The sequence below is a fragment of the Clostridium sp. genome (assembly GCF_036643715.1).
GTDB lineage: Bacteria > Bacillota > Clostridia > Clostridiales > Clostridiaceae > Clostridium.
Window position 1 is genome coordinate 23,011 of the sequence record NZ_JAVXRL010000006.1, and the last position, 25,861, is coordinate 48,871.

General features: G+C 30.5%; 25 protein-coding genes. 24 read left to right on the plus strand and 1 reads right to left on the minus strand.

Annotation, left to right across the window (positions count from 1 at the left end):
- The first annotated feature begins 63 nt into the window (after window positions 1–63).
- The 9 genes from RSF37_RS03210 (at window position 64) to RSF37_RS03250 (ending at window position 5,858) form a co-directional block, all read left to right on the plus strand.
- Window positions 64–393, plus strand: a complete 330-nt coding sequence (locus RSF37_RS03210) for a putative DNA-binding protein (RefSeq protein WP_332563007.1) — start codon at window positions 64–66, stop codon at window positions 391–393.
- An 18-nt stretch (window positions 394–411) separates the two neighbouring features.
- A complete protein-coding gene (gene ffh, locus RSF37_RS03215) occupies window positions 412–1,767 on the plus strand; it encodes a signal recognition particle protein (protein WP_332562945.1) in 1,356 nt (451 codons plus the stop codon).
- 36 nt (window positions 1,768–1,803) lie between these two features.
- Window positions 1,804–2,049 carry a 30S ribosomal protein S16 gene (gene rpsP / locus RSF37_RS03220; RefSeq protein WP_332562946.1) on the plus strand — a complete coding sequence of 82 codons (246 nt, stop codon included), beginning with the start codon at window positions 1,804–1,806 and terminating at the stop codon, window positions 2,047–2,049.
- Window positions 2,050–2,097: 48 nt separating this feature from the next.
- The gene (locus RSF37_RS03225; RefSeq protein WP_332562947.1) at window positions 2,098–2,325 is read left to right on the plus strand and encodes a KH domain-containing protein; all 228 of its coding nucleotides are present in this window, start codon (window positions 2,098–2,100) and stop codon (window positions 2,323–2,325) included.
- 86 nt (window positions 2,326–2,411) lie between these two features.
- The gene (rimM, locus tag RSF37_RS03230) at window positions 2,412–2,909 is read left to right on the plus strand and encodes a ribosome maturation factor RimM (protein ID WP_332562948.1); all 498 of its coding nucleotides are present in this window, start codon (window positions 2,412–2,414) and stop codon (window positions 2,907–2,909) included.
- Entirely contained in the window at window positions 2,899–3,603 is a 705-nt protein-coding gene (gene trmD / locus RSF37_RS03235; RefSeq protein WP_332562949.1) for a tRNA (guanosine(37)-N1)-methyltransferase TrmD, read from the plus strand. Before rimM ends, trmD begins: the two co-directional genes overlap by 11 nt.
- A 120-nt stretch (window positions 3,604–3,723) precedes the next feature.
- Window positions 3,724–4,071 (plus strand): 50S ribosomal protein L19, encoded by a 348-nt coding sequence (rplS, locus tag RSF37_RS03240; protein WP_332562950.1) that lies wholly within the window; start codon window positions 3,724–3,726, stop codon window positions 4,069–4,071.
- Between the two features lie 118 nt (window positions 4,072–4,189).
- On the plus strand, window positions 4,190–5,032 hold the full coding sequence (gene ylqF / locus RSF37_RS03245) for a ribosome biogenesis GTPase YlqF (RefSeq protein ID WP_332562951.1): 843 nt from the start codon (window positions 4,190–4,192) through the stop codon (window positions 5,030–5,032).
- 19 nt (window positions 5,033–5,051) lie between these two features.
- Window positions 5,052–5,858 (plus strand): ribonuclease HII, encoded by an 807-nt coding sequence (locus tag RSF37_RS03250; protein WP_332562952.1) that lies wholly within the window; start codon window positions 5,052–5,054, stop codon window positions 5,856–5,858.
- Between the two features lie 42 nt (window positions 5,859–5,900).
- Here RSF37_RS03250 and RSF37_RS03255 read toward each other — a convergent pair whose 3' ends face one another.
- Window positions 5,901–6,266, minus strand: a complete 366-nt coding sequence (locus tag RSF37_RS03255; protein WP_332562953.1) for a YraN family protein — start codon at window positions 6,264–6,266, stop codon at window positions 5,901–5,903.
- A 110-nt stretch (window positions 6,267–6,376) separates the two neighbouring features.
- Between RSF37_RS03255 and RSF37_RS03260 the strand changes: the two genes are divergently transcribed.
- The 15 genes from RSF37_RS03260 to RSF37_RS03330 all read left to right on the plus strand — a co-directional run bounded on the left by RSF37_RS03260 (window position 6,377) and on the right by RSF37_RS03330 (window position 25,768).
- The gene (locus RSF37_RS03260) at window positions 6,377–7,906 is read left to right on the plus strand and encodes a YifB family Mg chelatase-like AAA ATPase (RefSeq protein ID WP_332562954.1); all 1,530 of its coding nucleotides are present in this window, start codon (window positions 6,377–6,379) and stop codon (window positions 7,904–7,906) included.
- Between the two features lie 13 nt (window positions 7,907–7,919).
- The gene (gene dprA / locus RSF37_RS03265) at window positions 7,920–8,975 is read left to right on the plus strand and encodes a DNA-processing protein DprA (RefSeq protein ID WP_332562955.1); all 1,056 of its coding nucleotides are present in this window, start codon (window positions 7,920–7,922) and stop codon (window positions 8,973–8,975) included.
- Window positions 8,976–9,019: 44 nt separating this feature from the next.
- On the plus strand, window positions 9,020–11,113 hold the full coding sequence (gene topA, locus RSF37_RS03270; RefSeq protein ID WP_332562956.1) for a type I DNA topoisomerase: 2,094 nt from the start codon (window positions 9,020–9,022) through the stop codon (window positions 11,111–11,113).
- A 194-nt stretch (window positions 11,114–11,307) separates the two neighbouring features.
- The gene (codY, locus tag RSF37_RS03275; RefSeq protein ID WP_332562957.1) at window positions 11,308–12,084 is read left to right on the plus strand and encodes a GTP-sensing pleiotropic transcriptional regulator CodY; all 777 of its coding nucleotides are present in this window, start codon (window positions 11,308–11,310) and stop codon (window positions 12,082–12,084) included.
- 219 nt (window positions 12,085–12,303) lie between these two features.
- The gene (rpsB, locus tag RSF37_RS03280) at window positions 12,304–13,005 is read left to right on the plus strand and encodes a 30S ribosomal protein S2 (protein ID WP_332562958.1); all 702 of its coding nucleotides are present in this window, start codon (window positions 12,304–12,306) and stop codon (window positions 13,003–13,005) included.
- A 92-nt stretch (window positions 13,006–13,097) separates the two neighbouring features.
- Window positions 13,098–14,006, plus strand: a complete 909-nt coding sequence (gene tsf / locus RSF37_RS03285; protein WP_332562959.1) for a translation elongation factor Ts — start codon at window positions 13,098–13,100, stop codon at window positions 14,004–14,006.
- A gap of 83 nt (window positions 14,007–14,089) precedes the next feature.
- Window positions 14,090–14,800, plus strand: coding sequence for a UMP kinase (gene pyrH / locus RSF37_RS03290; protein ID WP_332562960.1), 711 nt, complete (start codon window positions 14,090–14,092; stop codon window positions 14,798–14,800).
- Between the two features lie 11 nt (window positions 14,801–14,811).
- Window positions 14,812–15,369 (plus strand): ribosome recycling factor, encoded by a 558-nt coding sequence (gene frr / locus RSF37_RS03295; RefSeq protein ID WP_332562961.1) that lies wholly within the window; start codon window positions 14,812–14,814, stop codon window positions 15,367–15,369.
- 64 nt (window positions 15,370–15,433) lie between these two features.
- Complete coding sequence (locus RSF37_RS03300) at window positions 15,434–16,195, plus strand: isoprenyl transferase (RefSeq protein WP_332562962.1); 762 nt, start codon at window positions 15,434–15,436, stop codon at window positions 16,193–16,195.
- A 20-nt stretch (window positions 16,196–16,215) separates the two neighbouring features.
- Window positions 16,216–17,010 (plus strand): phosphatidate cytidylyltransferase, encoded by a 795-nt coding sequence (locus RSF37_RS03305; RefSeq protein ID WP_332562963.1) that lies wholly within the window; start codon window positions 16,216–16,218, stop codon window positions 17,008–17,010.
- 114 nt (window positions 17,011–17,124) lie between these two features.
- Window positions 17,125–18,087, plus strand: a complete 963-nt coding sequence (locus tag RSF37_RS03310) for an AI-2E family transporter (RefSeq protein WP_332562964.1) — start codon at window positions 17,125–17,127, stop codon at window positions 18,085–18,087.
- Window positions 18,088–18,111: 24 nt separating this feature from the next.
- Complete coding sequence (gene dxr / locus RSF37_RS03315) at window positions 18,112–19,269, plus strand: 1-deoxy-D-xylulose-5-phosphate reductoisomerase (RefSeq protein WP_332562965.1); 1,158 nt, start codon at window positions 18,112–18,114, stop codon at window positions 19,267–19,269.
- An 11-nt stretch (window positions 19,270–19,280) separates the two neighbouring features.
- The gene (gene rseP, locus RSF37_RS03320; RefSeq protein ID WP_332562966.1) at window positions 19,281–20,294 is read left to right on the plus strand and encodes an RIP metalloprotease RseP; all 1,014 of its coding nucleotides are present in this window, start codon (window positions 19,281–19,283) and stop codon (window positions 20,292–20,294) included.
- A 10-nt stretch (window positions 20,295–20,304) separates the two neighbouring features.
- Complete coding sequence (gene ispG / locus RSF37_RS03325; RefSeq protein ID WP_332562967.1) at window positions 20,305–21,354, plus strand: flavodoxin-dependent (E)-4-hydroxy-3-methylbut-2-enyl-diphosphate synthase; 1,050 nt, start codon at window positions 20,305–20,307, stop codon at window positions 21,352–21,354.
- Between the two features lie 79 nt (window positions 21,355–21,433).
- Window positions 21,434–25,768 (plus strand): PolC-type DNA polymerase III, encoded by a 4,335-nt coding sequence (locus RSF37_RS03330; RefSeq protein ID WP_332562968.1) that lies wholly within the window; start codon window positions 21,434–21,436, stop codon window positions 25,766–25,768.
- Window positions 25,769–25,861: the final 93 nt, after the last annotated feature.

Sequence of the window (25,861 nt, forward strand, 5' to 3'; positions counted from 1 at the left end):
AAAATGCTTGACACCTGTAAAAAATTCTGTTAATATCTCTTTTGTGGGTAAGGTGATTATATGATGGAAGATAGGGTCGAGATTTCATTACTAATGGATTTTTATAAACCATTACTAACTGAAAAACAAAAGAATATCATGGAACTATACTTTAATGACGATTTATCCTTAGCAGAAATAGCTGAATTAACAAGCACAAGTCGTCAAGCAATTCATGATTTGATTAAAAGATGCTATAAACAACTTTTATCCTATGAAGGTAAATTAAACTTACTTCAAAAGAGTATGAATCGCGAAGAAAAAATTATAGAACTTCTAAAAAAAATTAGCGAAAAGTATTCTATTTCTTATGAAGAATATGATATGCTAAAGAAAGAACTAGAAGATTTATAATACATTAGGAGGTTTAATATGGCTTTTGAGGGATTATCAGAAAAGCTTCAAAATACCTTTAAAAAGTTAAAGGGAAAAGGAAGACTTAATGAAAAAGATATAAAAGAAGCTATGAGGGAAGTAAAGCTTGCTTTATTAGAAGCTGATGTTAACTATAAAGTAGTAAAAAAGTTTGTTAAAAGTGTTAGTGAAAAATGTGTCGGAAGTGATGTATTAGAAAGCTTGACACCAGGACAACAGGTTATTAAAATAGTTAATGATGAACTTACAGAACTTATGGGTGGAAGCGAGAGTAAAATTAATTATTCAAGCAATGGATTAACAGTAATAATGCTTGTAGGACTTCAAGGAGCTGGTAAAACTACAATGTGTGGTAAGCTAGCATTAGATCTTAGAAAGAACAACAAGAAGCCACTACTTGTAGCGTGTGATATTTATAGACCTGCAGCTATAAAGCAATTAGAAGTTGTAGGAAAACAAATAGATATACCTGTATTCTCTATGGGGGATAAAGTTAAAGCTGTTGATATAGCAAAGGCTGGTATAAAACATGCAAGAGATAATGGTAATAATATAGTTATTATAGATACAGCCGGAAGACTACATATAGATGAAGGCTTAATGCAAGAATTAAAAGATGTAAAAGAAGCAGTAAATCCATCAGAGATTTTACTTGTAGTAGATTCAATGACTGGTCAAGATGCAGTAAATGTAGCAGAAAGTTTTAATAATGACCTTGATGTATCAGGAGTTATTTTAACAAAGCTAGATGGTGACACTAGAGGGGGAGCAGCACTTTCAATCAAATCTATAACTGATAAGCCAATTAAATTTGTTGGTATTGGTGAAAAGATGAATGATTTTGAAGTGTTCCATCCAGATAGAATGGCATCAAGAATACTTGGAATGGGAGATGTATTATCTCTTATAGAAAAGGCCCAATCTGCAATTGATGAAGATGAAGCAGCTGATTTTACAAAGAAAATGATGAGCCAAGGACTTAATTTTGAAGATTATCTTACAGCAATGGAACAGATGAAAAAGCTAGGACCACTAAATAAGATAATGGAGATGATTCCAGGTGCAAATACTAAAGAATTACAAGGTGTTGATTTTGCACAAGGTCAACAACAAATGGAAAAAATGAAGGCGATAATACTTTCTATGACATCAAAAGAAAGAAGAAATCCTTCACTTGTAATAGGGAATTCATCAAGAAAAAAGAGAATTGCAAAAGGTTCAGGCGCAACAATTCAAGATGTTAATAAACTTATCAAAGGATATGAAATGATGAGAAAGAACATGAAGCAAATGAAATCATTTCAAAAGGGATCTAAAAAAGGTCTCCTAGGAAAGTTACCTTTTATGAGTTAATATATAAATTATTCTTTAAAGGAGGTGAATTTAAAAATGGCAGTAAAGATAAGATTAAGAAGAATGGGAGCTAAGAAAGCACCTTTCTACAGAGTAGTAGTTGCTGATTCAAGAAGCCCAAGAGATGGTAGATTCATCGAAGAAATCGGATTCTATAATCCAATTTCAAACCCAGTTGAAATAAAAATCAACGAAGAAAAAGCTAACAAATGGCTTAATGATGGTGCACAACCAACAGAAGTTGTTAAAAAGCTTTTCGTAAAGGCAGGCCTAAACAAGTAATTTTAGGAGGTGAATACTGCAAATAGTTATACTATATGCAGGACACTTATGAAAGAATTAGTTGAAATAATAGCTAAATCTCTTGTGGATAAGCCTGAAGGAGTAAGTGTAACAGAAGTTCAAGGTGAGCAGTCTGTTATATTAGAACTTAGGGTTGATCCAGATGATATGGGAAAAGTTATTGGTAAACAGGGAAGAATAGCGAAAGCTATTAGAACCGTAGTAAAGGCTGCAGCAATAAAAGAAGAAAAAAGAGTAGTAGTTGAAATTATCTAAAAGAGTTAGGCCTGTCCTAACTCTTTTTATAATAAGAAAGAATAATTTTTAAATGCTATGACAATGATAAAAAAGAGGTGAAAAAAATGAGCGAATTTTTTAGAGTAGGAAAAATCGTAAATACGCATGGTCTTAAGGGTGAAGTAAAAGTTATTGCAGAGACTTCAGATGTTAATAACTTTAAAAGATATGGAACTGTTTTTGTAGATGGAGAAGAAAGAGAAATACAAGGTGTTAAGTTTCAAAAGGATAGAGTTATACTAAAAATTGAAGGCATAGAATCAATTGATGAAGCTGAAAAGTATAAGAATAAAGTACTTGAAGTTCCAAGAGAGAGAGAGCCAGAACTTCCTGAAGATGAATTTTATGCAAAAGATCTTATAGGAATTCATGTATACGATACAACAGATAAAGATCTTGGAGAAATATATGATATTATTGAAACTAAGAATAATGATGTCTACTGGATAAGAAAACCAAAAGAATTGTTAATTCCTGTATTAAAAGATATCGTATTAGATATAGATGTAGATAATGAAAAGATTGTTATAAGACCTGTAGGAGAATGGCAAGATGAAGATTAGTATAGTAACTCTTTTTCCTGAGATGTTTTCTATATTTAATCATAGTATAATCGGGAAAGCTAAAGAGAAGGGAATAGTTGATATTGAGTGTTTAAATATTAGAGATTACACTAAAAATAAACATAATAAAGTTGACGATTACCCTTATGGCGGTGGAGCCGGAATGGTTATGGCGCCACAACCTGTAATAGATACAATAAGAGAATGTAAGAAGAATAATAAGGGTAAAGTTATATTTCTAGGACCTAGAGGTAAAACTTTTAACCATGAATTATCAAAAGAGTTAGCAAGAGAAGATGAACTTATATTTGTATGTGGACATTATGAAGGAATTGATGAGAGAGCATATGATTACATAGATATGGAGATTTCTCTTGGTGATTTTATTCTTACTGGTGGAGAGATGGCTGCAATTCCAGTTATTGATTCTATATTAAGATTAAATCCAGGAGTTCTTGGAAAAGAAGAAAGCTTTATGGACGAGTCTTTTTCTGATGGACTTTTAGAATATCCACAGTATACAAGACCAGAAGAATTTGAAGGTGCTAAAGTACCGGAAGTATTACTTTCAGGACATCATGAGAATATAAGAAAATGGAGAAGAAAAGAGTCTTTAGTAATAACTAGAGAAAGACGACCTGACCTATTTGAAAATATTCAACTAACAAAAGAAGATAAAAAATTACTAAAATAAATAAGTTATTGCAATAACAATTATTTTATGTTAGAATATGCTTTGTGTTAGTACGGGCGCTCCTCTTTCGAATTTTAGCTTCGGAAAGAACGTCAAATTATATTTTAGGAGGAATGCACAATGAACGAAATTTTAAGAGCAATAGAACAAGATCAAATAAGAACAGATTTACCAAACTTTAATGTTGGAGATAACGTAAAAGTTCACCAATTAATCAAAGAAGGTAACAGAGAAAGAGTTCAAGTATTTGAAGGAACAGTTTTAAAGAAACAAAATGGTGGATTAAGAGAAACTTTCACTGTAAGAAGATTAGCTTACGGTACAGGAGTTGAAAAGACTTTCCCAATCAACGCACCAATGATCCAAAAGATCGAAGTGACAAGAAAAGGTAAAGTAAGAAGAGCTAAGTTATTCTACTTAAGAGATAGAGTAGGTAAGGCTGCTAAGGTTAAAGAATTATTAAGATAATTATAACCATAAAAAAGAGGCTTATAACTAAGCCTCTTTTTTTAATTCACATAAATTTATTATTGTAGAAATGATTAATTTTTAAATATAAAATAATAAGACAAAGGAGGAATTTTTTATGGCAATTAACTGGTTTCCAGGACATATGAAGAAAACCCAAAGAGAAATAAAAGATAATTTAAAACTTGTTGATGCGGTTATAGAAATAAGAGATGCTAGAATTCCAAGAAGTTCAGCAAATCCAGATATAGAAACATTAATTGGTGATAAACCAAGATTAATACTTTTAAATAAAAGTGATTTAACTGAAAGCAGAGTTACTAAAGAGTGGATGAAAGATTTAACTAAAGGTAATGTAAGTGCTATAGAGGTTAACTGTTTAAAAGGAATAGGGCTTCAAAAGATTAAGCCAGCACTTAATGAACTATTAAAAGAGAAGCATGACAGATTGAGGAGTAAAGGTTTGGTTAAAATCGTAACAAGAGTTATGGTAGTTGGAATACCAAACGTAGGCAAATCTACATTTATAAATAAAATGGCTAGAAATAATATTGCAAAAACTGGAGATAGACCAGGGGTTACAAAAAATAAGCAATGGATAAAAACTAGTATGGATATAGAGCTACTAGATACACCAGGTGTATTATGGCCAAAGTTCCAAGATGATGAGACAGCTCTAAATCTTGCATTTACTGGAGCAATAAAAGATGAAATAATGGATATTGAAGAACTTGCATATAAATTAGTAGAGAGACTACAAGAGTTCTATCCAGAAAAATTAATGGAAAGATACAAGATAGATAGTGTTTTTGAAAATCCATTAGAAACTCTTGATGCAATAGCAATTAAAAGAGGTGCTATTATGAGAGGGAGAGAAATAGACTATAATAGAATAGCTGTTATTATCCTTGATGAATTTAGAGGCGGAAAGATAGGTAATATATCACTAGAGAGACCGTAGTGGTTTATGGAGGGTGTTTATGAAGCTTATAGATATGGACTTAAGTAATATGAGTTACAAGGTTATAAAAGAAGAATTTGATATGATAAAGTTAGATGTAAATGATGATAATATATTAAATTTAAGTGAAATTCTTTTAAATGATAAAAGAAAAAACGTACAAAGTCTTGGAAGCAGAATAATAAAAGAAAAAAAGAAGTTAGAAGATGAAATTATAAGAGTAAAGACTATGTACGATTTTGATAGATCTTTTTCAAATGGAAGACTTCTAGCAGGAGTTGATGAAGTTGGAAGGGGTCCACTTGCAGGTCCTATAGTTTCTGCATCTGTAATACTTGACTTAGAATGTTTAGATGAAGGTATGATACTATATTTAAATGACTCTAAAAAATTATCTGAGAAAAAGAGAGAAGAACTTTCAGATATAATTAAAGATAAAGCTATATCATATTGTATTAGTGAATGTTCAAATGATGAAATAGATGAAAAAGGAATAGGCTTTTGTAATAATGAAGTGTTCTTAAAAGCAATTGGTGGGTTAAAAGAAGTTCCAAGTATAGTCTTATCAGATGGATATAAAGTTAGAGGTATAGATATAGAGAACAAATGGGTAATTAAAGGTGATACTAAAAGTGCAGCAATAGCAGCAGCATCAATAATTGCCAAAGTTTATAGAGATAATTTAATGAAAGAAATAGCAAAAAAGTATCCGGAGTATGGATTTGAAAGTAATGTTGGATATGGAGCTAAAAAACATATAGATGCCATAAAGGAACATGGAGCTACTGAAATTCATAGAATGAGCTTTTTAAGCAATATATTATAATTAAAAATGACCATAGTATTGTAAATATACTATGGTCATTTTTTATCTAAAAGCATCTTTAGTATGAATTAGTTTGCTTGAACTGTCGTTATAATTTAAGTATATTTCAATTACATCGAATCTAATAAAGTAATTGTTAAATTTGTTATTAAGTAGGAAATATTTTGTTAATTTTTTAATAGTATTAACTTTAGAAGATGAGATTGAACTTATAGCAGATCCAAAAATATTATTATACCTACTTTTTACCTCTACAAAAGAGAGAATATCATCTATAGAGCATATTATATCTATTTCACCGAAACGATTAGAAAAATTACGCTGAATTATTTTATATCCATTATTTAGTAAATAGGTACAAGCTAAATCTTCACCATAATTACCTATAGTTTTATTATATTTTTTCAAATTTTATTCACCTCTAATATAATTATGGACAAAAAAATCAAATTGATATCATATAATTTATGATTAAAAATATTTTTTATTGTTAATAATCCATTATGAGGTGATAGAATATGGCGATAAATATAAAAAGTGCAACTCATATAGGTATTGATAGTTGCATAGTAAATGTAGAGGTTGATATAACAAAAGGCTTACCTTTCTTTAGCATAGTAGGACTTGCAGATGCATCTGTTAGAGAGGCAAAAGAAAGAGTTAGAGCTGCAATTTTAAATTCAGGGTATGAATTTCCTCTTGGGAGAATAATAATAAATTTAGCACCTGCAGATGTAAAAAAGATTGGAACATTGTTAGACTTACCAATAGCAATAGGTATACTTATGGAATCTAATCAAATTAGTAAAAAAGATTTAGAAGACTATATATTAGTTGGAGAATTATCTTTGAGTGGTAGTCTTAAAAGAATTAGGGGGATAATACCAATTATCCTGAAAGGAATGGAAGAGAAAATTGATAATTTCATTATCCCTAGAGAAAATGTAGATGAGATATGTGAACTTGGAAAAGGAGAGATATTTGTTGTAAATAGTTTAAAAGATGCAGGAGATTATATTAACTTTCAAGATTTATTACCTTTGGAATTTAATGATTTAAAAACGAAGAAAAATGTCGAATGTGAATTGGATTTTGATTCTGTAATAGGACAGTATTCTTCAAAAAGAGCTCTTGAGATCGCAGCAGCAGGTAGACATAATATTTTACTTTATGGAAATCCAGGGTCAGGAAAGACTATGCTTGCAAAGGCATTTTCATCTATATTGCCACCTTTAAGTGAGAAAGAAAAAATTGAAATTGCAAAAATATATTCTATTTCGGGAATGATGGATACATATAAAAATATAAGGATACCATTTAGGCAACCACATCATACTATAACTAAAATAGCATTAATTGGTGGGGGAAAAGATGTAAAAGCGGGTGAAATTACATTAGCTCATAATGGAGTATTATATTTAGATGAGATTCTAGAATTTAAGAAAGAAGTTTTAGAAGTTTTAAGACTTCCTTTAGAAGAAGGAGTAGTTAGAATAGATAGAATAAATGGAAGGTTAGAACTTCCTAGTAGATTTCAACTCATCGGTTCATACAATCCATGTCCTTGCGGGAGAAAGTCTATTCTTGGATATGATGAGGATAACTGTGAATGTAGTGATCTTGAAATAAGAAGATATCAGAAGAAGCTTTCAAAATCTTTAAAAGATAGGATTGATATGTTTAATTATGTCCCACTTTTGAAATTTGATGAATTAAAATATAAAAAGAAAAAGGGAGAGAGTAAAGATATTAAAGAAAGAGTATTAAGAGCAAGAAAAATACAAGAAAAAAGACTTGAAGGAACAGAGTATAGGTGTAATGCAGATATTGTAGGAAAGGATATATTTGAAATGTGCAAAATTTCAAAAAAAGGTAAAGAGATATTAGAAAATCACTTTAAAACAAGTAACCCGTCTTTGAGAGGTTATGGAAAAGTCATTAAAGTTTCGCAAACAATTGCAGATTTAGATGGTGAAGAGGAAATAAAAAGTGAACATATAATTGAAGCTATTAGTTATAGAAAAGATTCAAGTGGTGAAATAGTATAGGTGAGGTAGACAAATGGAAAAATATATATTATGGTTAATGTTATTGGATTGTACCAATTTGCAAAAAATAAAGTTACTTAAAATTTTTTCAGATGAAAAAGAAATATTTGAAAATTTTGAAGAAATAATTAAAGCATATTTAAATAGATATAAAACTATAAGCGAAGTAGATAAGTTTAATCTTTTAGAAAAAGCTACTGTTTTAAACGAACGTTTAAAAGAATTAGGAATATCATTTATGTCAATAAAAGATAGGCGATATCCAATATCACTAAAAAAGATTGCAGAGCCACCATACTTATTATTTTATAGAGGAAATATTGATTTATTAAGCAAGAGAACAGTTGGTATTGTAGGTTCTAGAAAAAATAGTATTTATGGAGAAAGAGCAACACGACTTATTGCAAAAGAACTTGTGAAAAACAACATTGCAGTAGTAAGTGGTGGGGCACTTGGTGTAGATTCAATAGCACACGATGAAACTTTAAAAAATGGTGGGAATACGATAGCAGTGCTAGGATGTGGTATAGATATTGCATATCCTTATAGAAATAAAAATTTATTTAAGGCAATTGAAAAAGATGGTCTTGTAATCTCGGAGTTTTTACCAGGAACAAAACCGTATGCGTATAATTTTCCAAGAAGAAATAGAATAATTAGTGGATTATCAGAAATAATAGTTGTAACAGAAGCAACAGAAAAAAGTGGTTCTTTAATAACTGTAACTTGTGCATTAGAACAAGGGAAGGATGTAATTGTAGTACCTCAGCCAATTTTTTCAAAATCAGGATATGGAGCAAATCTCTTAATAAGAGATGGTGCTAACATATATTCATCTATGGAAGATTTATATATGTTATTAAAGATAGATTTAAAGAATAATGATTCGAAAGTTAAGTATATCAAAAATGAGGTTTTAGATATAATAAATGATGAACCTATGCATATTGATGATATATTTACCAAATCACAGGTTGACAGAAATACTTTATATGGTTTATTATTTGAACTGCAAACTAAAAATGAAATTATAAGTCTACCTGGCAATTATTATGTCAGAGTAACGTAAGTTTAAGGGGGTGAATAACTCCAGTAGAAATAGTGGAGTTAGTTATGGGCCAAAAATTAGTAATAGTCGAATCACCAGCAAAAGCAAAAACAATAGGAAAATATTTAGGGAAGAATTATATTGTTGAAGCTTCAATGGGACACGTTAGAGATTTACCTAAAAGTAAGTTAGGTGTTGATATAGATAATAACTTTGAACCAAAGTATATAACAATAAGGGGAAAAGGCGATCTTCTTAAAGGATTAAGAAAAGCCGCTAAGAAAGCAGACAAAATTTATCTTGCAACTGACCCTGACCGTGAAGGTGAAGCTATATCATGGCATCTTGCTAATCTGTTAAATATTGAAGAAGGTGCAGAATGTAGAATCGTTTTTAATGAAGTTACAAAAAGTGCAGTTAAAAGCTCAATTAAAAATGCTAGAAAAATTGATTTGGATTTAGTTGATGCACAACAAGCAAGAAGAATATTAGATAGACTTGTTGGTTATGAAATAAGTCCTATTCTATGGAAAAATGTAAAATGGGGATTAAGTGCAGGTAGAGTACAATCAGCAGCACTTAAACTTATATGTGATAGAGATGAAGAAATTAAAAAGTTCATTCCAGAAGAATATTGGACAGTAGATTGTTCTTTAAAAAAAGGAAGAAAAAAATTCCCTATAAAACTTTCAACCTATAAGAACAAAAAAATAGAACTTAAAAATGAAGAACAAACAAATAATGTTATAAATAACTTGGATACGGATAATTTTTTAATTAATTCAATTAAAAAAGGTAGTAAGCTTAAAAATCCAATGCCTCCATTTACAACTAGTACACTTCAACAAGAGGCAAGTAAGAAACTAAACTTCATGACAAAGAAAACAATGTCAGTAGCTCAAGGGTTATATGAAGGGGTTGAAGTAAAGGGACATGGTACAGTTGGTCTTATAACTTATATGAGAACAGACTCTGTTAGAATTTCAAAAGATGCTCAAGACAGTGCAAAAGAATTTATATTAAATAATTATGGCGATGAATATATACCAGAAGAAGTTAGAATATATAAAGGTAAAAAAAATATTCAAGATGCCCATGAAGCGATAAGACCAACAAATGTAGAAATAAGTCCAGAAGTTGCAAAAGGAAGTTTAACTCCAGAACAATATAAGTTATATACACTTATTTGGAAGAGGTTTGTGTCATCACAAATGGCTTCATGTGTGTTAAATACAAATTCCATAGATATATTAAATGGAGATTACAAGTTTAAAGCTAGTGGATCTACAATAAAGTTTGATGGATTCATGAAGATTTACGAATATGCAATTAGTGAAGAGGATGAAACATCACTTCCAGAACTTACAGAGGGCGAAGTATTAAGTGCTGCAGTGCTTGAAGGAAAGCAACATTTTACTCAACCACCTGCAAGATATACAGAAGCATCATTTGTTAAACTTCTAGAAGAGAAAGGAATCGGAAGACCAAGTACTTACGTTCCTACAATATCAACATTATTAGGAAGAGATTATGTTCAAAGGGAAAAGAAGAACCTGGTTCCTACTGATCTTGGATTTATAGTAAATAATATAATATGTGAATATTTTAAACAAATAGCGGATGTTGAATTTACAGCAAGTATGGAAAGAAACTTAGATCACATTGAAGATGGTGATATAGAGTGGAAAAAAGTTGTTGGAGAGTTCTTTGAACCATTAAAGCATGATATAGAAAAAGCAGAAAAGGAAATGGCTAAAGTTGTAATTGAAGATGAGGTTAGTGATGTTCCTTGCGATAAATGTGGAAAAATGATGGTTATAAAAAGAGGAAGATATGGTAAGTTCCTTGCATGTCCTGGCTATCCAGAATGTAAGAATGCAAAACCTATAGTTGAAGAAATAAAAGCTCCTTGCCCAAAATGTGGTAGAAAAGTTTTGGCTAAGAGAAGTAAAAAAGGAAAAAGATTCTTTGGGTGTTCAGGATATCCAGAATGTGATTTCATTAGCTGGAATGAACCAGTTGAAAAGAAATGTCCTGAATGTAATTCATATATGGTTAAAAAATACTCTAAGAAAACAGGTGATTTCTTAGAATGTTCTAATAGTCAATGTAAGCATAGGGAAGAAATTAAGGCTGAGAAAGAAGAAAATAAAGAATAGAAGGAAAAATGTGGTGATAAATGACATTAACGAATCTATTTGTCGAAAAAAATAATAATATTGTTGAAATACGTTATTTTGTATGATAAACTGTACTAGTATTACGGATTTGTTAAAAAATTAAAAGTATTTTGAATATTATAACAAATGGCAATATGAATCTGAAATTAGTTAGATATCAGGGAGGATTTTTAATGTCATCACTACTACATAAAACTAGAAAACTAAACAAAATATTACAAAAATCAGGTACTGAATCAGTAGCGTTTGAAGATATCTGTGAACTTTTAAGCGAAGTTCTAGCATGCAATGTTTATATTGTAAGCGAAAAAGGAAAAGTTATAGGACATAGTTTTTCTGAAAAGTTCGAATGTGAAATTATGAAGCGTAAAGTTCTTGAGGAAAAGAAATTCCCAAGCGAATATAATGATAAGCTTCTAAAGGTTTCTGAAACATTATCAAACTTACCTAATAAAGGCGAATGTGTTTTTGAAGGTGTTGGTGTTTGTAATATGTCAGACAAGCTTTCAACTATAGTTCCTATAATAGGAAATAGAGAAAGACTTGGAACACTTCTTCTAGCTAGATTTGGGGAAGTTTTTACAGATGATGATTTAGTTCTTTGTGAATATAGTGCGACAATAGTCGGTATGGAAATGTTAAGGGCAAAACAAGAAGAATTAGCAGAAGAGACAAGAAAGAAAGCTGTTGTTCAACTTGCAATTGGAACTTTATCATATTCTGAACTTGAAGCTGTTGAACATATATTTAATGAACTTGATGGATACGAAGGATTACTTGTAGCATCAAAAATTGCAGATAAAGTCGGAATAACAAGAAGTGTTATTGTTAATGCTTTAAGAAAGTTTGAAAGTGCTGGAGTAATTGAGTCAAGATCCCTTGGAATGAAGGGAACTCACATAAGAATATTAAATGATAAATTACTTGATGAATTAAAGAAAATAAAATAGTCAATAATAACGAGTGATTGAGTAAAATTAATCACTCGTAATTTTTTGTGAAAAACATAAAAAAATACAAAATTATGTTGATAGACCCAAAAGCTTATGTTATACTATCATAGGTAACAAAATACACACACTATCTTGATTGCAAGAGAGGTGCCTTGAAATAGTTAAGGTTTCTTACAAGTATAAAGATAGTGGAGGAAAAAACCAGGAGGTAACAAAATGTCAGTAATATCAATGAAACAATTATTAGAAGCTGGTGTACATTTCGGACACCAAACAAGAAGATGGAACCCTAAAATGGCTCCTTATATCTTCACAGAAAGAAACGGAATCTATATAATAGATCTTCAAAAAACAGTTAAAAAGGCTGAAGAAGCTTATAACTTCTTAAGAGAAGTTTCAGAAGAAGGAAAAGATGTTCTTTTCGTTGGAACTAAGAAACAAGCTCAAGAAGCTATTAAAGAAGAAGCAATAAGATCAAATATGCACTTCGTTAACAACAGATGGTTAGGTGGTATGTTAACTAACTTCAATACTATTAAGAGAAGAATTAATAGACTTGAAAGCTTAGAAACAATGCAAGAAGATGGAACATTTGATGTTCTTCCTAAGAAAGAAGTTATTAAGTTAAAAGGCGAAATGGAAAAGCTTGAAAAGAATCTTGGTGGTATCAAGAACTTAGACGCTTCAAACATAGGTGCTATGTTCGTTGTAGATCCAAGAAAAGAAAAGAACGCTATTTCAGAAGCTAAGATATTAGGAATACCAGTTGTAGCTATCGTAGATACAAACTGTGACCCAGAAGAAGTTGATTATGTAATCCCAGGTAACGACGATGCTATAAGAGCGGTTAAATTAATAGCTGCTAAGATGGCTGATGCTGTTCTTGAAGGAAGACAAGGTGAACAAATAGCTGAATAATATCAGAGTTAAAAAGGTAGGTGAAGATATTCTTCATTTACCTTTTACCCTAATGATAAGGGTTACTTTATATAAATAAGGAGGAATTTTAAATGATTACTGCAAAATCAGTTAAGGAATTAAGAGATAAGACTGGAGCAGGCATGATGGACTGCAAAAAGGCTTTAACAGAAACTAATGGAGACATAGAAAAGGCTGTTGAAGTATTAAGAGAAAAGGGATTAGCTGCTGCTGCTAAGAAAGCTGGAAGAGTTGCTGCTGAAGGAATAGTTAAGACTTTCGTTTCAGAAGACAAGAAGACAGCTTCAATAGTAGAAGTAAACTGTGAAACTGACTTCGTTGCTGCAAATGAAGAATTTGTTGCATTCGCTGAAAAGGTAGCTGAAATAGTTGCTAATACTTCAGTAGAAACAGTTGAAGAGTTAGCAAACGAAAAAATAGGAGACGCTACTGTACAAGAAACTCTTACAGCTTTAGTTGCAAAGCTTGGAGAAAACATGACAGTTAGAAGATTCGAAAGATTAGCAATAGAAAACGGTGCTATTGAAAGCTACATCCATGGTGGCGGAAGAATTGGAGTTTTAGTTGAAGTTTCAACTGAAGGAGATTCAAAAGTTGCTTCAGAAGTTGCTAGAGAAGTATGTATGCAAGTTGCTGCTGCAAACCCATTATTCTTAAATAGAGATTCAGTAGATCATGAAGCTCTAGAAAAAGAAAAGGAAATCTACAGAGTTCAAGCTTTAAATGAAGGAAAACCTGAAAAGATCGTTGAAAAAATGGTTATGGGAAGAATTCAAAAGTACTTCAAAGAAGTTTGCTTAGTTGACCAAGTATGGGTTAAAGATGGAGATAAGACTATAACAAAGTTACTTGAAGAAAAATCAAAAGTAGCTGGTGCTCCAATGACTATAACTAAGTTTGTTAGATTCGAAAGAGGCGAAGGAATCGAAAAAGTTGAAGAAAACTTTGCTGAAGAAGTAGCTAGACAAATGGGAAAATAGTAAATTAATCACATAGTCACAAAAGAGAACACTTTGTGTTCTCTTTTTTTAAAAATAATAGTGAATATTTGGAGGGATTATTAATGGCAGAATGTAAATATAATAGAGTAATACTAAAATTATCCGGTGAAGCGCTTGCAGGAACTAATGGGTATGGATTAGATTTCGTTGTAGCAACAAGAATTGCATTAGAAATAAAGCAACTTATTGATGCTGGAGTTGAAGTTGGATGCGTTGTAGGTGGTGGAAACATATGGAGAGGCAGAAGTGGAGAAGGAATGGATAGAACTACTGCTGATTATATGGGAATGATGGCTACATGTATAAATGCTTTAGCACTTCAAGATTCATTAGAACAAGTAGGGGTTGACACTAGAGTTTTAACTGCTATTGAAATGAAAGAAATTGCAGAGCCATTCATAAGAAGAAGAGCTATGAGACATTTAGAAAAGGGAAGAGTTGTAATATTTGCAGCTGGAACTGGAAACCCTTATTTCTCAACTGATACTACAGCAGCTTTAAGAGCGGCTGAAATAGAAGCTGACGTAATCCTTTTAGCTAAAAAAGTTGATGGAGTTTACGACAAAGACCCTCATAAGTATTCAGATGCGCAAAAATATGATAAACTAACATATATAGAAGTTTTAGAACAAGGATTACAAGTTATGGATTCAACTGCAACTTCTTTATGTATGGATAATGAAATTCCAATATTAGTATTTGGATTAGATGAAGAAGGAAATATCCAAAAAGCTATTACTGGTGAAAAAATAGGAACATTAGTTTCAAAATAAGGAGGGTATTTATGGTTAAAGATATTTTAAAAAATGCTGAAGAAAAAATGAAAAAAACAATGGGTGTTTTAGAAGTTGATTTATCAACAATGAAGGCTGGAAGAGCTAATCCTACTATGCTTGATAGAATACAAGTGGAGTACTATGGTAGTATGTGTCCAATAAGCCAAGTAGCTAATATATCAGCACCAGAACCAAGAGTTCTTCAAATAACTCCTTGGGAATCAACTTTATTAAAGGATATAGAAAGAGCTATTCTTACTTCAGATTTAGGGTTAAATCCTTCAAATGATGGTGCTATTATAAGATTAATAATACCTGAGTTAACAGAAGAAACAAGAAAGAACCTTGTTAAAAATGTTAAAAAAGCTGGAGAAGATTCAAAAGTTGCTTTAAGATCAATAAGAAGAGATTCAAATGATAAAATAAAAGCATTAAAAAAAGATGGAGACATAACTGAAGATGAGATGAAAAAGTCTGAAGATAGTATCCAAAAGACTATAGATAAATTTGTTAAAGAAGTAGACAAATTAATAGAAACAAAAGAAAAAGAGATAATGTCAATTTAAATCAAGTAAAAAACCTGCTCTTTAGCAGGTTTTTTATATAAAGATAAGATGGGGAGGAAGACTCATGCTTAAGTTTTTCAAAGGGGAAAAAGCTAATGAAAATGAAGAGATAAGTCTTGATATGGATGCAATTCCTAAGCATATAGCTATAATTATGGATGGGAATGGAAGATGGGCAAAAAAAAGAAAACTTCCAAGAACAATGGGACATAAAGCAGGTGTTGAAACTATTCGTAGAATATTGAAAGAAGCAGATAAATTAGGTGTTAGATATATGACGCTTTACGCTTTTTCAACAGAGAATTGGAAAAGACCTAAGGATGAAGTTAATGCACTAATGAAGCTACTTATACAGTATTTAAGACAAGAAATTAATGAGCTACATAGTAATGGCGTTAAAATAAATGTATTAGGTGATATTGATAGACTGCCTAAGGAGTGTCAGGAAGAAATAGAAAAATCAGTAATTAAAACAAAAGATAATGAAGGCATAACAATGAATATAGCATTAAATTACGGTGGAAGAGATGAAATTTTAAAAGCCGTTAAAGCTATTTCAGAAGAAGTATTAAAAGGAAACATTAATGTAGAGGATATTGATGAAGAAATAATGGAAAACTATCTTTATACTAAAGGTGTTCCTGATCCAGATATTATAATAAGACCATCAGGTGAACAAAGATTAAGTAATTTCCTTTTGTGGCAATGTGCTTATTCAGAATTTTGGTATTCTAATATTTGTTGGCCAGATTTTAAAGAGGAAGATCTTCATAGGGCAATCTATGACTTCCAAAAAAGAGATAGAAGATTCGGTGGGGTAAAATAAAATAAACGAGGTGGTTTTTGGTGAAATCAAATAGTAGATATTTGGGTGCTTTGATGATAGCTCCTTTTATAATATTTGTATTCTTGGGTGGTATTTGGTTAGAAGGATTTACAATAGTTCTTTCAGCACTAGGGTTATATGAATTTTATCATGCGCTTAGTCAAAAAGAATTTCATCCTATTTCAATTGTAGGATATTTATTACTGATTGCATTTTATGCTCTTAACAATAATTTTGAATATATTATGTATTTAGTTGTATTTGCAACATTTATACTTTTAATTGTTCCTGTAATTAATTTAAAGTATACTTTTATTGATGTTGCTATAACTTTATTAGGATTCTTATATGTTGCAATATTCTTTAGTTTTTTACATTTAGTAAATATTAAGGAAGGTGGACAATTTTTAGTTTGGCTAATATTTATTGGTTCATGGATGACTGACACAGCAGCATACTATGCAGGTAGATTATTTGGAAAAACTAAATTATGTCCTAAAGTAAGCCCTAAAAAGACTGTAGAGGGATCTATAGGAGGAATGTTAGGTGCAACAATATTTTGCGGAATATTTGGGATTATTGTTAACAATTACGTTGATATAATGCCGGTATATAACTATTTCATAATAGGAGCATTATGTGGTGTATTTAGTCAGTTCGGAGATTTAGTAGCATCCTCAATAAAAAGATATGTAGGAATAAAAGATTACAGTAACTTAATACCAGGTCATGGTGGGATTTTAGATAGATTTGATAGTATACTTTTTTCAGGTCTTGTGGTATTTTATTATTTAACATTTATAGTTTCAATATAGTAAAAAATTCTAAGAGCATTTGCTTTTAGAATTTTTTTATTTATATTTGAGTCAAAACAAAATTCTAAGAGGTTAAATTTCGCATATAAATATAAAATAAGGAGGATTATAATTGTGAAATTAAAAGATGATCAAAAAAAACTCTTAGAAGCAGTAATACTTTTTTTAGTAATAGTAGTCTTTGTTATACTTATACGAACTTATTTTAAACCATTTTTATGGATGGTTTTAATATTTTTTTTTAGCAGTCCTATATATATAATGCTTACTAAATTTAAAATAAGTAAAAAGATATCAGCGACGATAGCAATATTACTATTAAATATTTTTATAGTATTAACAATTTACTATTTAGGGCGAAATATATTTGAAATATTAGATAGTATGTATGAAAATAATTTAAATATAATAAATAATTTTATAAACGAATTTAATGTACTATTAGAAAAAATAGTTGGAGAAGTTAATTTTACAGATGAAATAATGAACATATTTCATCCTAATGTCTTAAAAAGAGGTGCTGTAACAACTGGAGAAGGGATAATTAGCTATTTTATAGGTAATGTATGCGCATTTTTTATACTTATAGATAAGAATAAATTCATAACATATTTTTACAGGTTATTACCAGACAACATGTTTAAAAGAATCAATAAAGGTAGTAAAAACATAAAGAGTATTATAACTATACAAATTTTACTTGTTATAACATCTACAATAGTAATAATAGTAGGCTTTAAAATATTAGGAATGGAAAGAGCCTTTATTTTAGGAGTATTTTGTGGTATTTTAGATATACTTCCATATGTAGGGACAATAATTGTATTTATACCAATTATAATATACAATATTATAGTAAAAGATTATTTAATAGCATTTGGGCTTATTTGTCTCTATATATTAGTGCAAGTTGTAAGAGAAATTTTAGAAGCTAAATTATTAAGTAATAAATTTAATATTCATCCGTTGATTATTTTTCTATCAATTTATATTGGTATGAAGATTTTTGGGATAATTGGAATATTTATAGGACCTTTATATAGTATGATGGTTAAAGATATCTTTTGTGATGAATAAGAAATATATACGGAGGAAGATAGAATGAGGAATATTTCAATATTGGGGGCAACAGGCTCTATAGGAACACAAACATTAGATGTTATAAGAAAAACAGAAGGGATAAACTTATTAGGCGTTACTGCTAACACTTCAGTTAATATAATTAAGGAAATAATAGATGAATTTAAACCTAAATATGTAGGTATGATGGATAGAGAGTCAAAAAAAGAAATCGATAATTATGTTAAAGAGAATAACTTAGATATTGAAGTTATTTTTGGAATAGAGGGATTAAAAAAAATAGCATCATTAGAAGAAATTGACACTGTAGTGACATCAATTGTTGGTATGATTGGTTTAGAGCCAACTATTGAAGCTATAAGGCACAAGAAAGATATTGCACTTGCAAACAAAGAAACTTTAGTTGTAGCAGGGGAACTTGTTATGAAAGAGGCTTCAAAATATGGAGTTAAAATATTACCGGTTGATTCAGAACATAGTGCTATATTCCAGGCTTTAAGAGGAAATCCATATAAGTCATTAAAGAAAATAATTCTTACAGCTTCAGGTGGTCCATTTAGAGGGAAAACTATATATGATTTAAAAAATATTTCAGTAATTGAAGCTTTAAATCATCCAAATTGGAGTATGGGAAGAAAGATTACCATTGATTCATCAACACTTATGAATAAAGGGCTTGAAGTTATAGAAGCACATTGGCTATTTGATTGTAGTTATGATGATATTCAAGTTGTTGTGCACCCACAAAGCATTGTACATTCAATGGTTGAATATGTTGACAATAGTATTATAGCGCAGCTTGGGTCAGCAGATATGAGACTTCCTATCCAATATGCTTTAAATTATCCAGATAGAAAGGAAGCAGTTTCAAATGGTATAGATTTCTATGAAATTTCAAAGCTTACGTTTGAGAAACCAGATATGGACACATTTAAATGTTTAAGACTAGCGTATGAAGCCGGTAAACATGGAAAACTTATGCCAACTATATTAAATGGTGCAAATGAAGAAGTAGTTCAACTATTCTTAGATGAAAAAATTGAATATTTAAGCATCGGAGATATAATAGAACAGTGTATGGAATATTTTAAGGAAGATGCAAAAGGCGAAGTAACATTAGAAAATGTTATAGAACTTGATAAAAGGGTTAAAGAATATGTGAGAGCAAATTACAATTAGGAGGAAACTTAATGTATATAGTATATGCAATATTAGCCTTTGGACTATTAATAATAGTTCATGAACTTGGACATTTTATTTTAGCAAAAATAAATGGTGTAAAAGTAGAAGAGTTTTCAATTGGTATGGGACCAAAAATATTTTCGATTGACGGGAAAGAAACGAAATATTCGTTAGGTATATTGCCTATTGGTGGTTATGTTAAAATGCTTGGAGAAGATGAAGATGTTAGTGATGAAAAAAGTTTTTCATCAAAATCACCACTTAGAAGAATTACAATAATATTAGCTGGTGCTTTTATGAACTTAATATTAGCTATAATATTATTTACTGCATTTTTAAATCATTTTGGATATGCACTCCCAAAAGTTACATCTGTAATAGATAAAAGTCCTGCATATGAAGCGGGAATTAAGCCAGGAGATCAATTTAAAGAGGTAAATGGAAGTAAAGTATTTACATCTGATGATATAAGTTTTGCTATATCTCTAGCTAAAGGACAGCCGGTAAACTTAGAAGTAGATAGAAATGGAGAACTTTTAAACTTTAATGTTAAGCCAAGTTACAATGAAAAAGAAAAGCGAGATATGATAGGATTTTCTTTTGAAGTTGTAAAAGATCCTACTATTGTTCAAAGTTTTAAGCAAAGCTTTAATCAAACTGCATCATTAGTAAATCAAACATTTAGTGGTCTTAAAACAATATTTACAGGAAAAGCAAACTTAAAAACGGATGTTGGTGGACCAGTTACAATAATAAAATTATCAGGTGCGGCAGCAAAGGCAGGAATATGGAATCTTTTATATTTCACAGCATTTATAAGTATAAACTTAGCTGTATTTAATTTATTACCATTCCCAGCTTTAGATGGAGGTTGGACAGTTTTACTTTTAATCGAACTTATAACAAAGAAAAAAGTACCAGATAAAGTTATAGGGGTGCTAAACTTCGTAGGGTTTGCATGTTTAATGGGGCTGATGCTTTTAGTAACGGTCAAGGACATATTATTCCCAATAAAATTCTAGGAGAGAAAAAATGGAAAGAAAAATAACAAGAAAGATAAAGACTGGTGATATTACAATTGGAGGAGATTCAGAAGTAATAATACAATCTATGACAAATACAGATACTAGAGATGTTAATAAGACATTAGAACAAATAAATAAATTAGTTTCTGAAGGTTGCCAAATGGTAAGATGTGCAGTTCCTGATATGGAAGCTTGTGATGCACTAAAAGAAATAGTAAGTAAATCACCTGTTCCAATAGTTGCTGATATACATTTTGACTATAGATTAGCACTTAAAGCTATAGAGAATGGTGTATCAAAACTTAGAATAAATCCTGGTAATATAGGAAGCACAGAAAAGGTTAAAGCAATTGTAGAAAAAGCTAAGGCAAATGGTATTCCAATAAGAATTGGTGTTAATTCAGGATCATTAGAAAAAGATATTTTAGCAAGAGATGGAAAGCCAACCGCAAAAGGACTAGTTGAAAGTGCTCTTAGACATGTTAAAATATTAGAAGACTTAGATTTCTATGATATAGTTATATCAATTAAATCTTCAAATGTTAATATGATGATAGATGCTTATAGACTTATGAGTGAAAAATGTGATTATCCGCTTCATTTAGGTGTTACTGAGTCAGGTACTCTATTTAAGGGGACAATTAAATCAAGCATAGGAATTGGAACACTTTTAGCAGAAGGTATAGGTAATACAATAAGAGTGTCTTTAACATCTGATCCTATAGAAGAGATAAAGGTTGCTAAAGAAATATTAAATGCTCTTGGTTATAGAAAAGAAGGTATAGAGTTTGTTTCATGTCCTACATGTGGAAGAACTGAAATAAACTTAATTAAAATAGCAGAAGAAGTTGAAGAGAGATTAAAATCGTCAAATAAGAATATTAAAGTTGCAGTTATGGGTTGTGTAGTAAATGGACCTGGAGAAGCAAGAGAAGCTGATATTGGTATCGCAGGTGGTAAAGGTGTTGGCATAATATTCAAAAAAGGCGAAATTATAAAAAAAGTTAAAGAGAGCGAATTAGTTGAGGAACTTATAAAAGAAATAGAATCTTTATAAAGTAAATTTTAAAAGGCCCCCAAAAAGAAAGTGAAAACACTTGTTTTGGGGGTTCATATTTTGAGAAGGAGGGAATCTTTTGAGCGAAGAGTTCATTAATAAACTTAACAAAGAAATAACAAAAAATGAAAAACTAGAAGAAAAAGAAATAAAGCTTAATAGATTTCAATTTTATAAAAAAAGTAATATATTAAAAGTTGTTGTAAAATGCAAAGAAAATTTAAATGAAGAAGATGAAAAGTGGTTAATTAGTTTAGTTAAGAAAAATATTAGGCTAGATGTAAAAATTGAACTATTAGTATATAAGGACGTGGAAGGTGCTAGTACATCTGATATAGTTAATAAATATTGGTCTGATGTTGTATTAAATATAGTTAAGAAGAATCCATTATCAAAAAATGCGTTATTCTCAAAGAATAAAACTATAGAAGGAGATAACATAATAATAAAATATGGTAGTGAAGCAATTGTAAAGCATCTTAAGAAAAAAGATGTGGAAAGAATGGTTTCATCTCAAATAAATGATATATTTGGAAGAAAAATAAGAGTAGTACTAGAATATGATAAGTCATTAGAAGATGATAACTACGAAGAAAATAAAGCTTTAGAAAATAAAAAGATAGTTGATGATATTTTACAGGGAAGAATAATAAGTGATGCCCCTACATCAGCTAGTTCAGATACGAGTAATAAAACACCGCAAAAGAAGACTCAAAATGAAGGTTATCAAAAATATAAAAGAGAACCTAAAGGTGAAAATACTATATTAGGTAGAAACATCAGTCAAGAAGCTATCAATATAAGTGAAATTGATGAAACCTCTGGTTATGTTGCAGTAATTGGTGAGGTATTTAAAACAGAAATTATTGAAACAAGAACTGGTAAAACAATATTAACATTCTTTATAACAGATTATACTAGCTCAATTACTGTTAAGTGTTTCTTGAAAGAAAAAGATAAAGAGGAAGTACTTGAGAATGTTAAAAAGGGACTTTATTGCAAAGTGCGTGGAGAAGCTATATATGATACTTACGCAAGAGAAGTAGTAGTAATGGGTAGAGATATAGTTAAGATGAAAAAAATAACGCGTAATGACGGCGCTAATGAGAAAAGAGTAGAACTACACCTTCACACTAATATGAGTACTATGGATGGAATGGTTTCTGCTTCTAAAATGGTAGAGCGTGCAGCAAACTGGGGACATAGTGCAGTTGCAATAACAGATCATGGAGTTGTTCAAGCATTTCCAGATGCGCAAAGTGCTGCAAAGAAGTTTGGAATAAAAGTAATTTATGGAGTTGAAGGATATTTAGTTGATGATGGGGTTCCTATTGCACTTCATGAAAAGAATGAATCTTTAGATGATTCCTATGTAATATTTGATTTAGAAACAACAGGTTTTTCAGCCAAAAATGATAGAATTATCGAAATAGGGGCAGTTAAAATATTAAAAGGTAAAATCGTAGATAGATTTAGTGAATTTGTAAATCCAGAAAGATTAATTCCTTATAAGATAACTGAATTAACTGGTATAACAGATGAAATGGTCAAAAATAGTGACAACATTGAAATTATTCTTCCAAAGTTCTTGGAATTTTGCAAAGGAAGCGTTTTGGTTGCACATAATGCAGGGTTTGATACTGGATTTATAAAAAATAATTGTAGAAGATTTGGTTTAGACTTTGACTTTACAATTGTAGATACTGTACCTCTTGCTAGATTTTTATATCCGGAATTAAAGAAAGTTAAATTAAACATTGTCGCAAAGCACTTAGGTATATCACTAGAAAATCATCATAGAGCTATAGATGATGCTAAGGCAACTTGTGATATTTTATTAAAATGTTTTGAAAAGTTAAAAGATGAAAAGGAAATTTTTGATTTAACAAAGTTAAATGAAGAATTTTTATCTAACGTTGATATAAGAAGGCAACCAACATATCACATTATTATACTTGCTAAAACACAAGAAGGACTTAAAAATCTATACAAATTAGTATCAGAAGCCCACTTAAATAATTTCTTTAAAAGTGCAAGAACAAAAAAAAGTAGACTTCAAGAAATGAGAGATGGACTTATAATAGGTTCAGCATGTGAAGCTGGTGAAGTATATAGAGCTATTTTGGATGGGAAAAGTGATGATGAAGTAACAGAAATAGCTAAGTTTTATGATTACTTAGAAATTCAACCAATAGATAACAACAACTTTTTAATTGCAAAGGGGAATGTTGTAGATGAAAAGGAATTACAAGAAATAAACAGGAAAATATATAATTTAGGTAAAAAACTTAATAAGCCTGTTGTAGCAACTGGAGATGTTCATTTCTTAGAGCCTGAGGATGAGGCTTACAGGAAAATAATAATGGCAGGTAAGGGGTTTAAAGACGCAGATAATCAACCACCATTATATTTTAAAACAACTGAAGAAATGCTGAAAGAATTTTCATATTTAGGTCAAGATATAGCAAAGGAAGTTGTAATAACTAATCCTAAAAACATATCAGAAGAAATAGATATGATAAAACCTATTCCTGACGAAACATATCCACCTAAAATAGAAGGTGCGGAAGAGGAAATTAAAGATATGGTAATGAATAAAGTTCATTCTATATATGGTGAAAATCTTCCAGAGGTTATACAGAAGAGACTTGATAAAGAACTAAATTCTATTATAAATAATGGTTATGCTGTTTTATATTTAATAGCACAAAAATTAGTTGCTAAATCTTTAGATGATGGATATTTAGTTGGTTCTAGAGGATCTGTTGGGTCTTCATTTGTTGCAACTATGTCAGATATAACTGAAGTTAATGGATTGCCACCGCACTATGTTTGTCCAAAATGCAAAAAATCAGAATTTTTCTTAGATGGATCTATTAGTTCAGGCGCAGACTTGCCTCCTAAGGATTGTCCAGAGTGCGGTGCTCATTATATAAGAGATGGGCATGATATTCCCTTTGAAACATTTCTAGGTTTTGAAGGAGATAAAGAACCAGATATTGACCTTAATTTCTCAGGGGAATATCAAGGAGTAGTTCATAAGTATTGTGAAGTTTTATTTGGAAAAGGATACGTATTTAAAGCAGGAACAATAGGAACTGTTGCGGAAAAAACCGCTTATGGTTATGTTAGAAAATATTTGGATGAAAGAGGTATACGTGCAACAAGTGCAGAAATAGAAAGGCTCACACTTGGCTGTACTGGCATAAAAAGAACTTCAGGCCAACATCCAGGTGGAATAATGGTTGTTCCAAGTGATAATGAAATTTATAATTTTAGTCCAATACAACATCCGGCAGATGATAATGATACAGATATAATAACTACACATTTTGATTACCATTCAATAAGTGGTAGACTTTTAAAACTTGATATTCTAGGTCATGATGATCCTACTGTTCTTAGAATGCTCCAAGATTTAACTGGACTTGACCCTAAAACAATTCCACTAAATGATGAAAAGGTACTAAGTTTATTTATAAAGCCAGATGCATTAGGAGTTACAAAGGAAGAACTTGAATGTGAAGTTGGAAGTTATGGATTACCTGAGTTTGGTACAAAATTCGTTAGACAGATGTTAGTTGATACACAGCCTAAAAGCTTTGCGGATTTAGTTAGAATATCTGGGTTATCACATGGTACAGATGTTTGGCTTAATAATGCACAATACTTTATTAAAGAAGGTTACACAACTTTAAAAGATTGTATAGCAACTAGAGATGATATTATGGTTTACTTAATGTATCAGGGAGTACCACCAAAGATGTCATTCACTATAATGGAAAAAGTAAGAAAAGGAAAAGGATTAACAGAGGATGATGAAAAATTAATGCGTGAAAACAATGTGCCAGATTGGTATATTGAATCATGTAAAAGGATTAAATATATGTTTCCTAAAGGTCATGCTGTTGCATATGTAATGATGGCAGTTAGGATAGCATATTTTAAAGTTTATTATCCGGAAGCTTACTATGCGACGTACTTTACAGTTAGAGCTGATGATTTTGATGCGGAACTTATATGTAGAGGTGAAGGCGCAATTCATGAAAAGCTACAAGAAATGTATGAACTTGGTAATAATGTTACAGCAAAAGAAAAAGGACTTACTACTTCATTAGAAATGTCTTTTGAAATGTACAAAAGGGGATTTAAGTTCCTAAGAGTCGATTTATACAAATCAGAAGCAACAAAGTTTATAATAGAAGATGGTGCATTAAGACCACCTATTAATGCACTTCAAGGAGTTGGAGATAATGCAGCTAAATCTATTGTTGAAGCTAGAAAAGATGGAGAATTTATATCTAAAGAAGATCTTAGAATGAGAGCAAAGATTACAAAAACTGCAGTTGAGACGTTAGATAATCACGGATGTTTAGAAGGAATGTCTGAAACTAATCAGTTATCATTGTTCTAAAAATTGTCTGTATTTACAATTTGTCTAAATATACTTGAAAATAATCCATATATATGTTAGAATCAAGTTAAGATTATTACTAATAGCTAGATT

Bases quoted from the DNA above. Each gene is read 5' to 3' on its own strand.
- RSF37_RS03300 (WP_332562962.1), top strand. From the start codon at position 15,434: ATGCTTAAGTTTTTCAAAGGGGAAAAAGCTAATGAAAATGAAGAGATA.
- rpsP (WP_332562946.1), top strand. From the start codon at position 1,804: ATGGCAGTAAAGATAAGATTAAGAAGAATGGGAGCTAAGAAAGCACCT.
- ispG (WP_332562967.1), top strand. From the start codon at position 20,305: ATGGAAAGAAAAATAACAAGAAAGATAAAGACTGGTGATATTACAATT.
- rimM (WP_332562948.1), top strand. From the start codon at position 2,412: ATGAGCGAATTTTTTAGAGTAGGAAAAATCGTAAATACGCATGGTCTT.
- tsf (WP_332562959.1), top strand. From the start codon at position 13,098: ATGATTACTGCAAAATCAGTTAAGGAATTAAGAGATAAGACTGGAGCA.
- rpsB (WP_332562958.1), top strand. From the start codon at position 12,304: ATGTCAGTAATATCAATGAAACAATTATTAGAAGCTGGTGTACATTTC.
- trmD (WP_332562949.1), top strand. From the start codon at position 2,899: ATGAAGATTAGTATAGTAACTCTTTTTCCTGAGATGTTTTCTATATTT.
- dxr (WP_332562965.1), top strand. From the start codon at position 18,112: ATGAGGAATATTTCAATATTGGGGGCAACAGGCTCTATAGGAACACAA.
- rplS (WP_332562950.1), top strand. From the start codon at position 3,724: ATGAACGAAATTTTAAGAGCAATAGAACAAGATCAAATAAGAACAGAT.
- RSF37_RS03210 (WP_332563007.1), top strand. From the start codon at position 64: ATGGAAGATAGGGTCGAGATTTCATTACTAATGGATTTTTATAAACCA.
- RSF37_RS03250 (WP_332562952.1), top strand. From the start codon at position 5,052: ATGAAGCTTATAGATATGGACTTAAGTAATATGAGTTACAAGGTTATA.
- frr (WP_332562961.1), top strand. From the start codon at position 14,812: ATGGTTAAAGATATTTTAAAAAATGCTGAAGAAAAAATGAAAAAAACA.
- dprA (WP_332562955.1), top strand. From the start codon at position 7,920: ATGGAAAAATATATATTATGGTTAATGTTATTGGATTGTACCAATTTG.
- ylqF (WP_332562951.1), top strand. From the start codon at position 4,190: ATGGCAATTAACTGGTTTCCAGGACATATGAAGAAAACCCAAAGAGAA.
- RSF37_RS03225 (WP_332562947.1), top strand. From the start codon at position 2,098: ATGAAAGAATTAGTTGAAATAATAGCTAAATCTCTTGTGGATAAGCCT.
- topA (WP_332562956.1), top strand. From the start codon at position 9,020: ATGGGCCAAAAATTAGTAATAGTCGAATCACCAGCAAAAGCAAAAACA.
- pyrH (WP_332562960.1), top strand. From the start codon at position 14,090: ATGGCAGAATGTAAATATAATAGAGTAATACTAAAATTATCCGGTGAA.
- rseP (WP_332562966.1), top strand. From the start codon at position 19,281: ATGTATATAGTATATGCAATATTAGCCTTTGGACTATTAATAATAGTT.
- RSF37_RS03260 (WP_332562954.1), top strand. From the start codon at position 6,377: ATGGCGATAAATATAAAAAGTGCAACTCATATAGGTATTGATAGTTGC.
- codY (WP_332562957.1), top strand. From the start codon at position 11,308: ATGTCATCACTACTACATAAAACTAGAAAACTAAACAAAATATTACAA.
- ffh (WP_332562945.1), top strand. From the start codon at position 412: ATGGCTTTTGAGGGATTATCAGAAAAGCTTCAAAATACCTTTAAAAAG.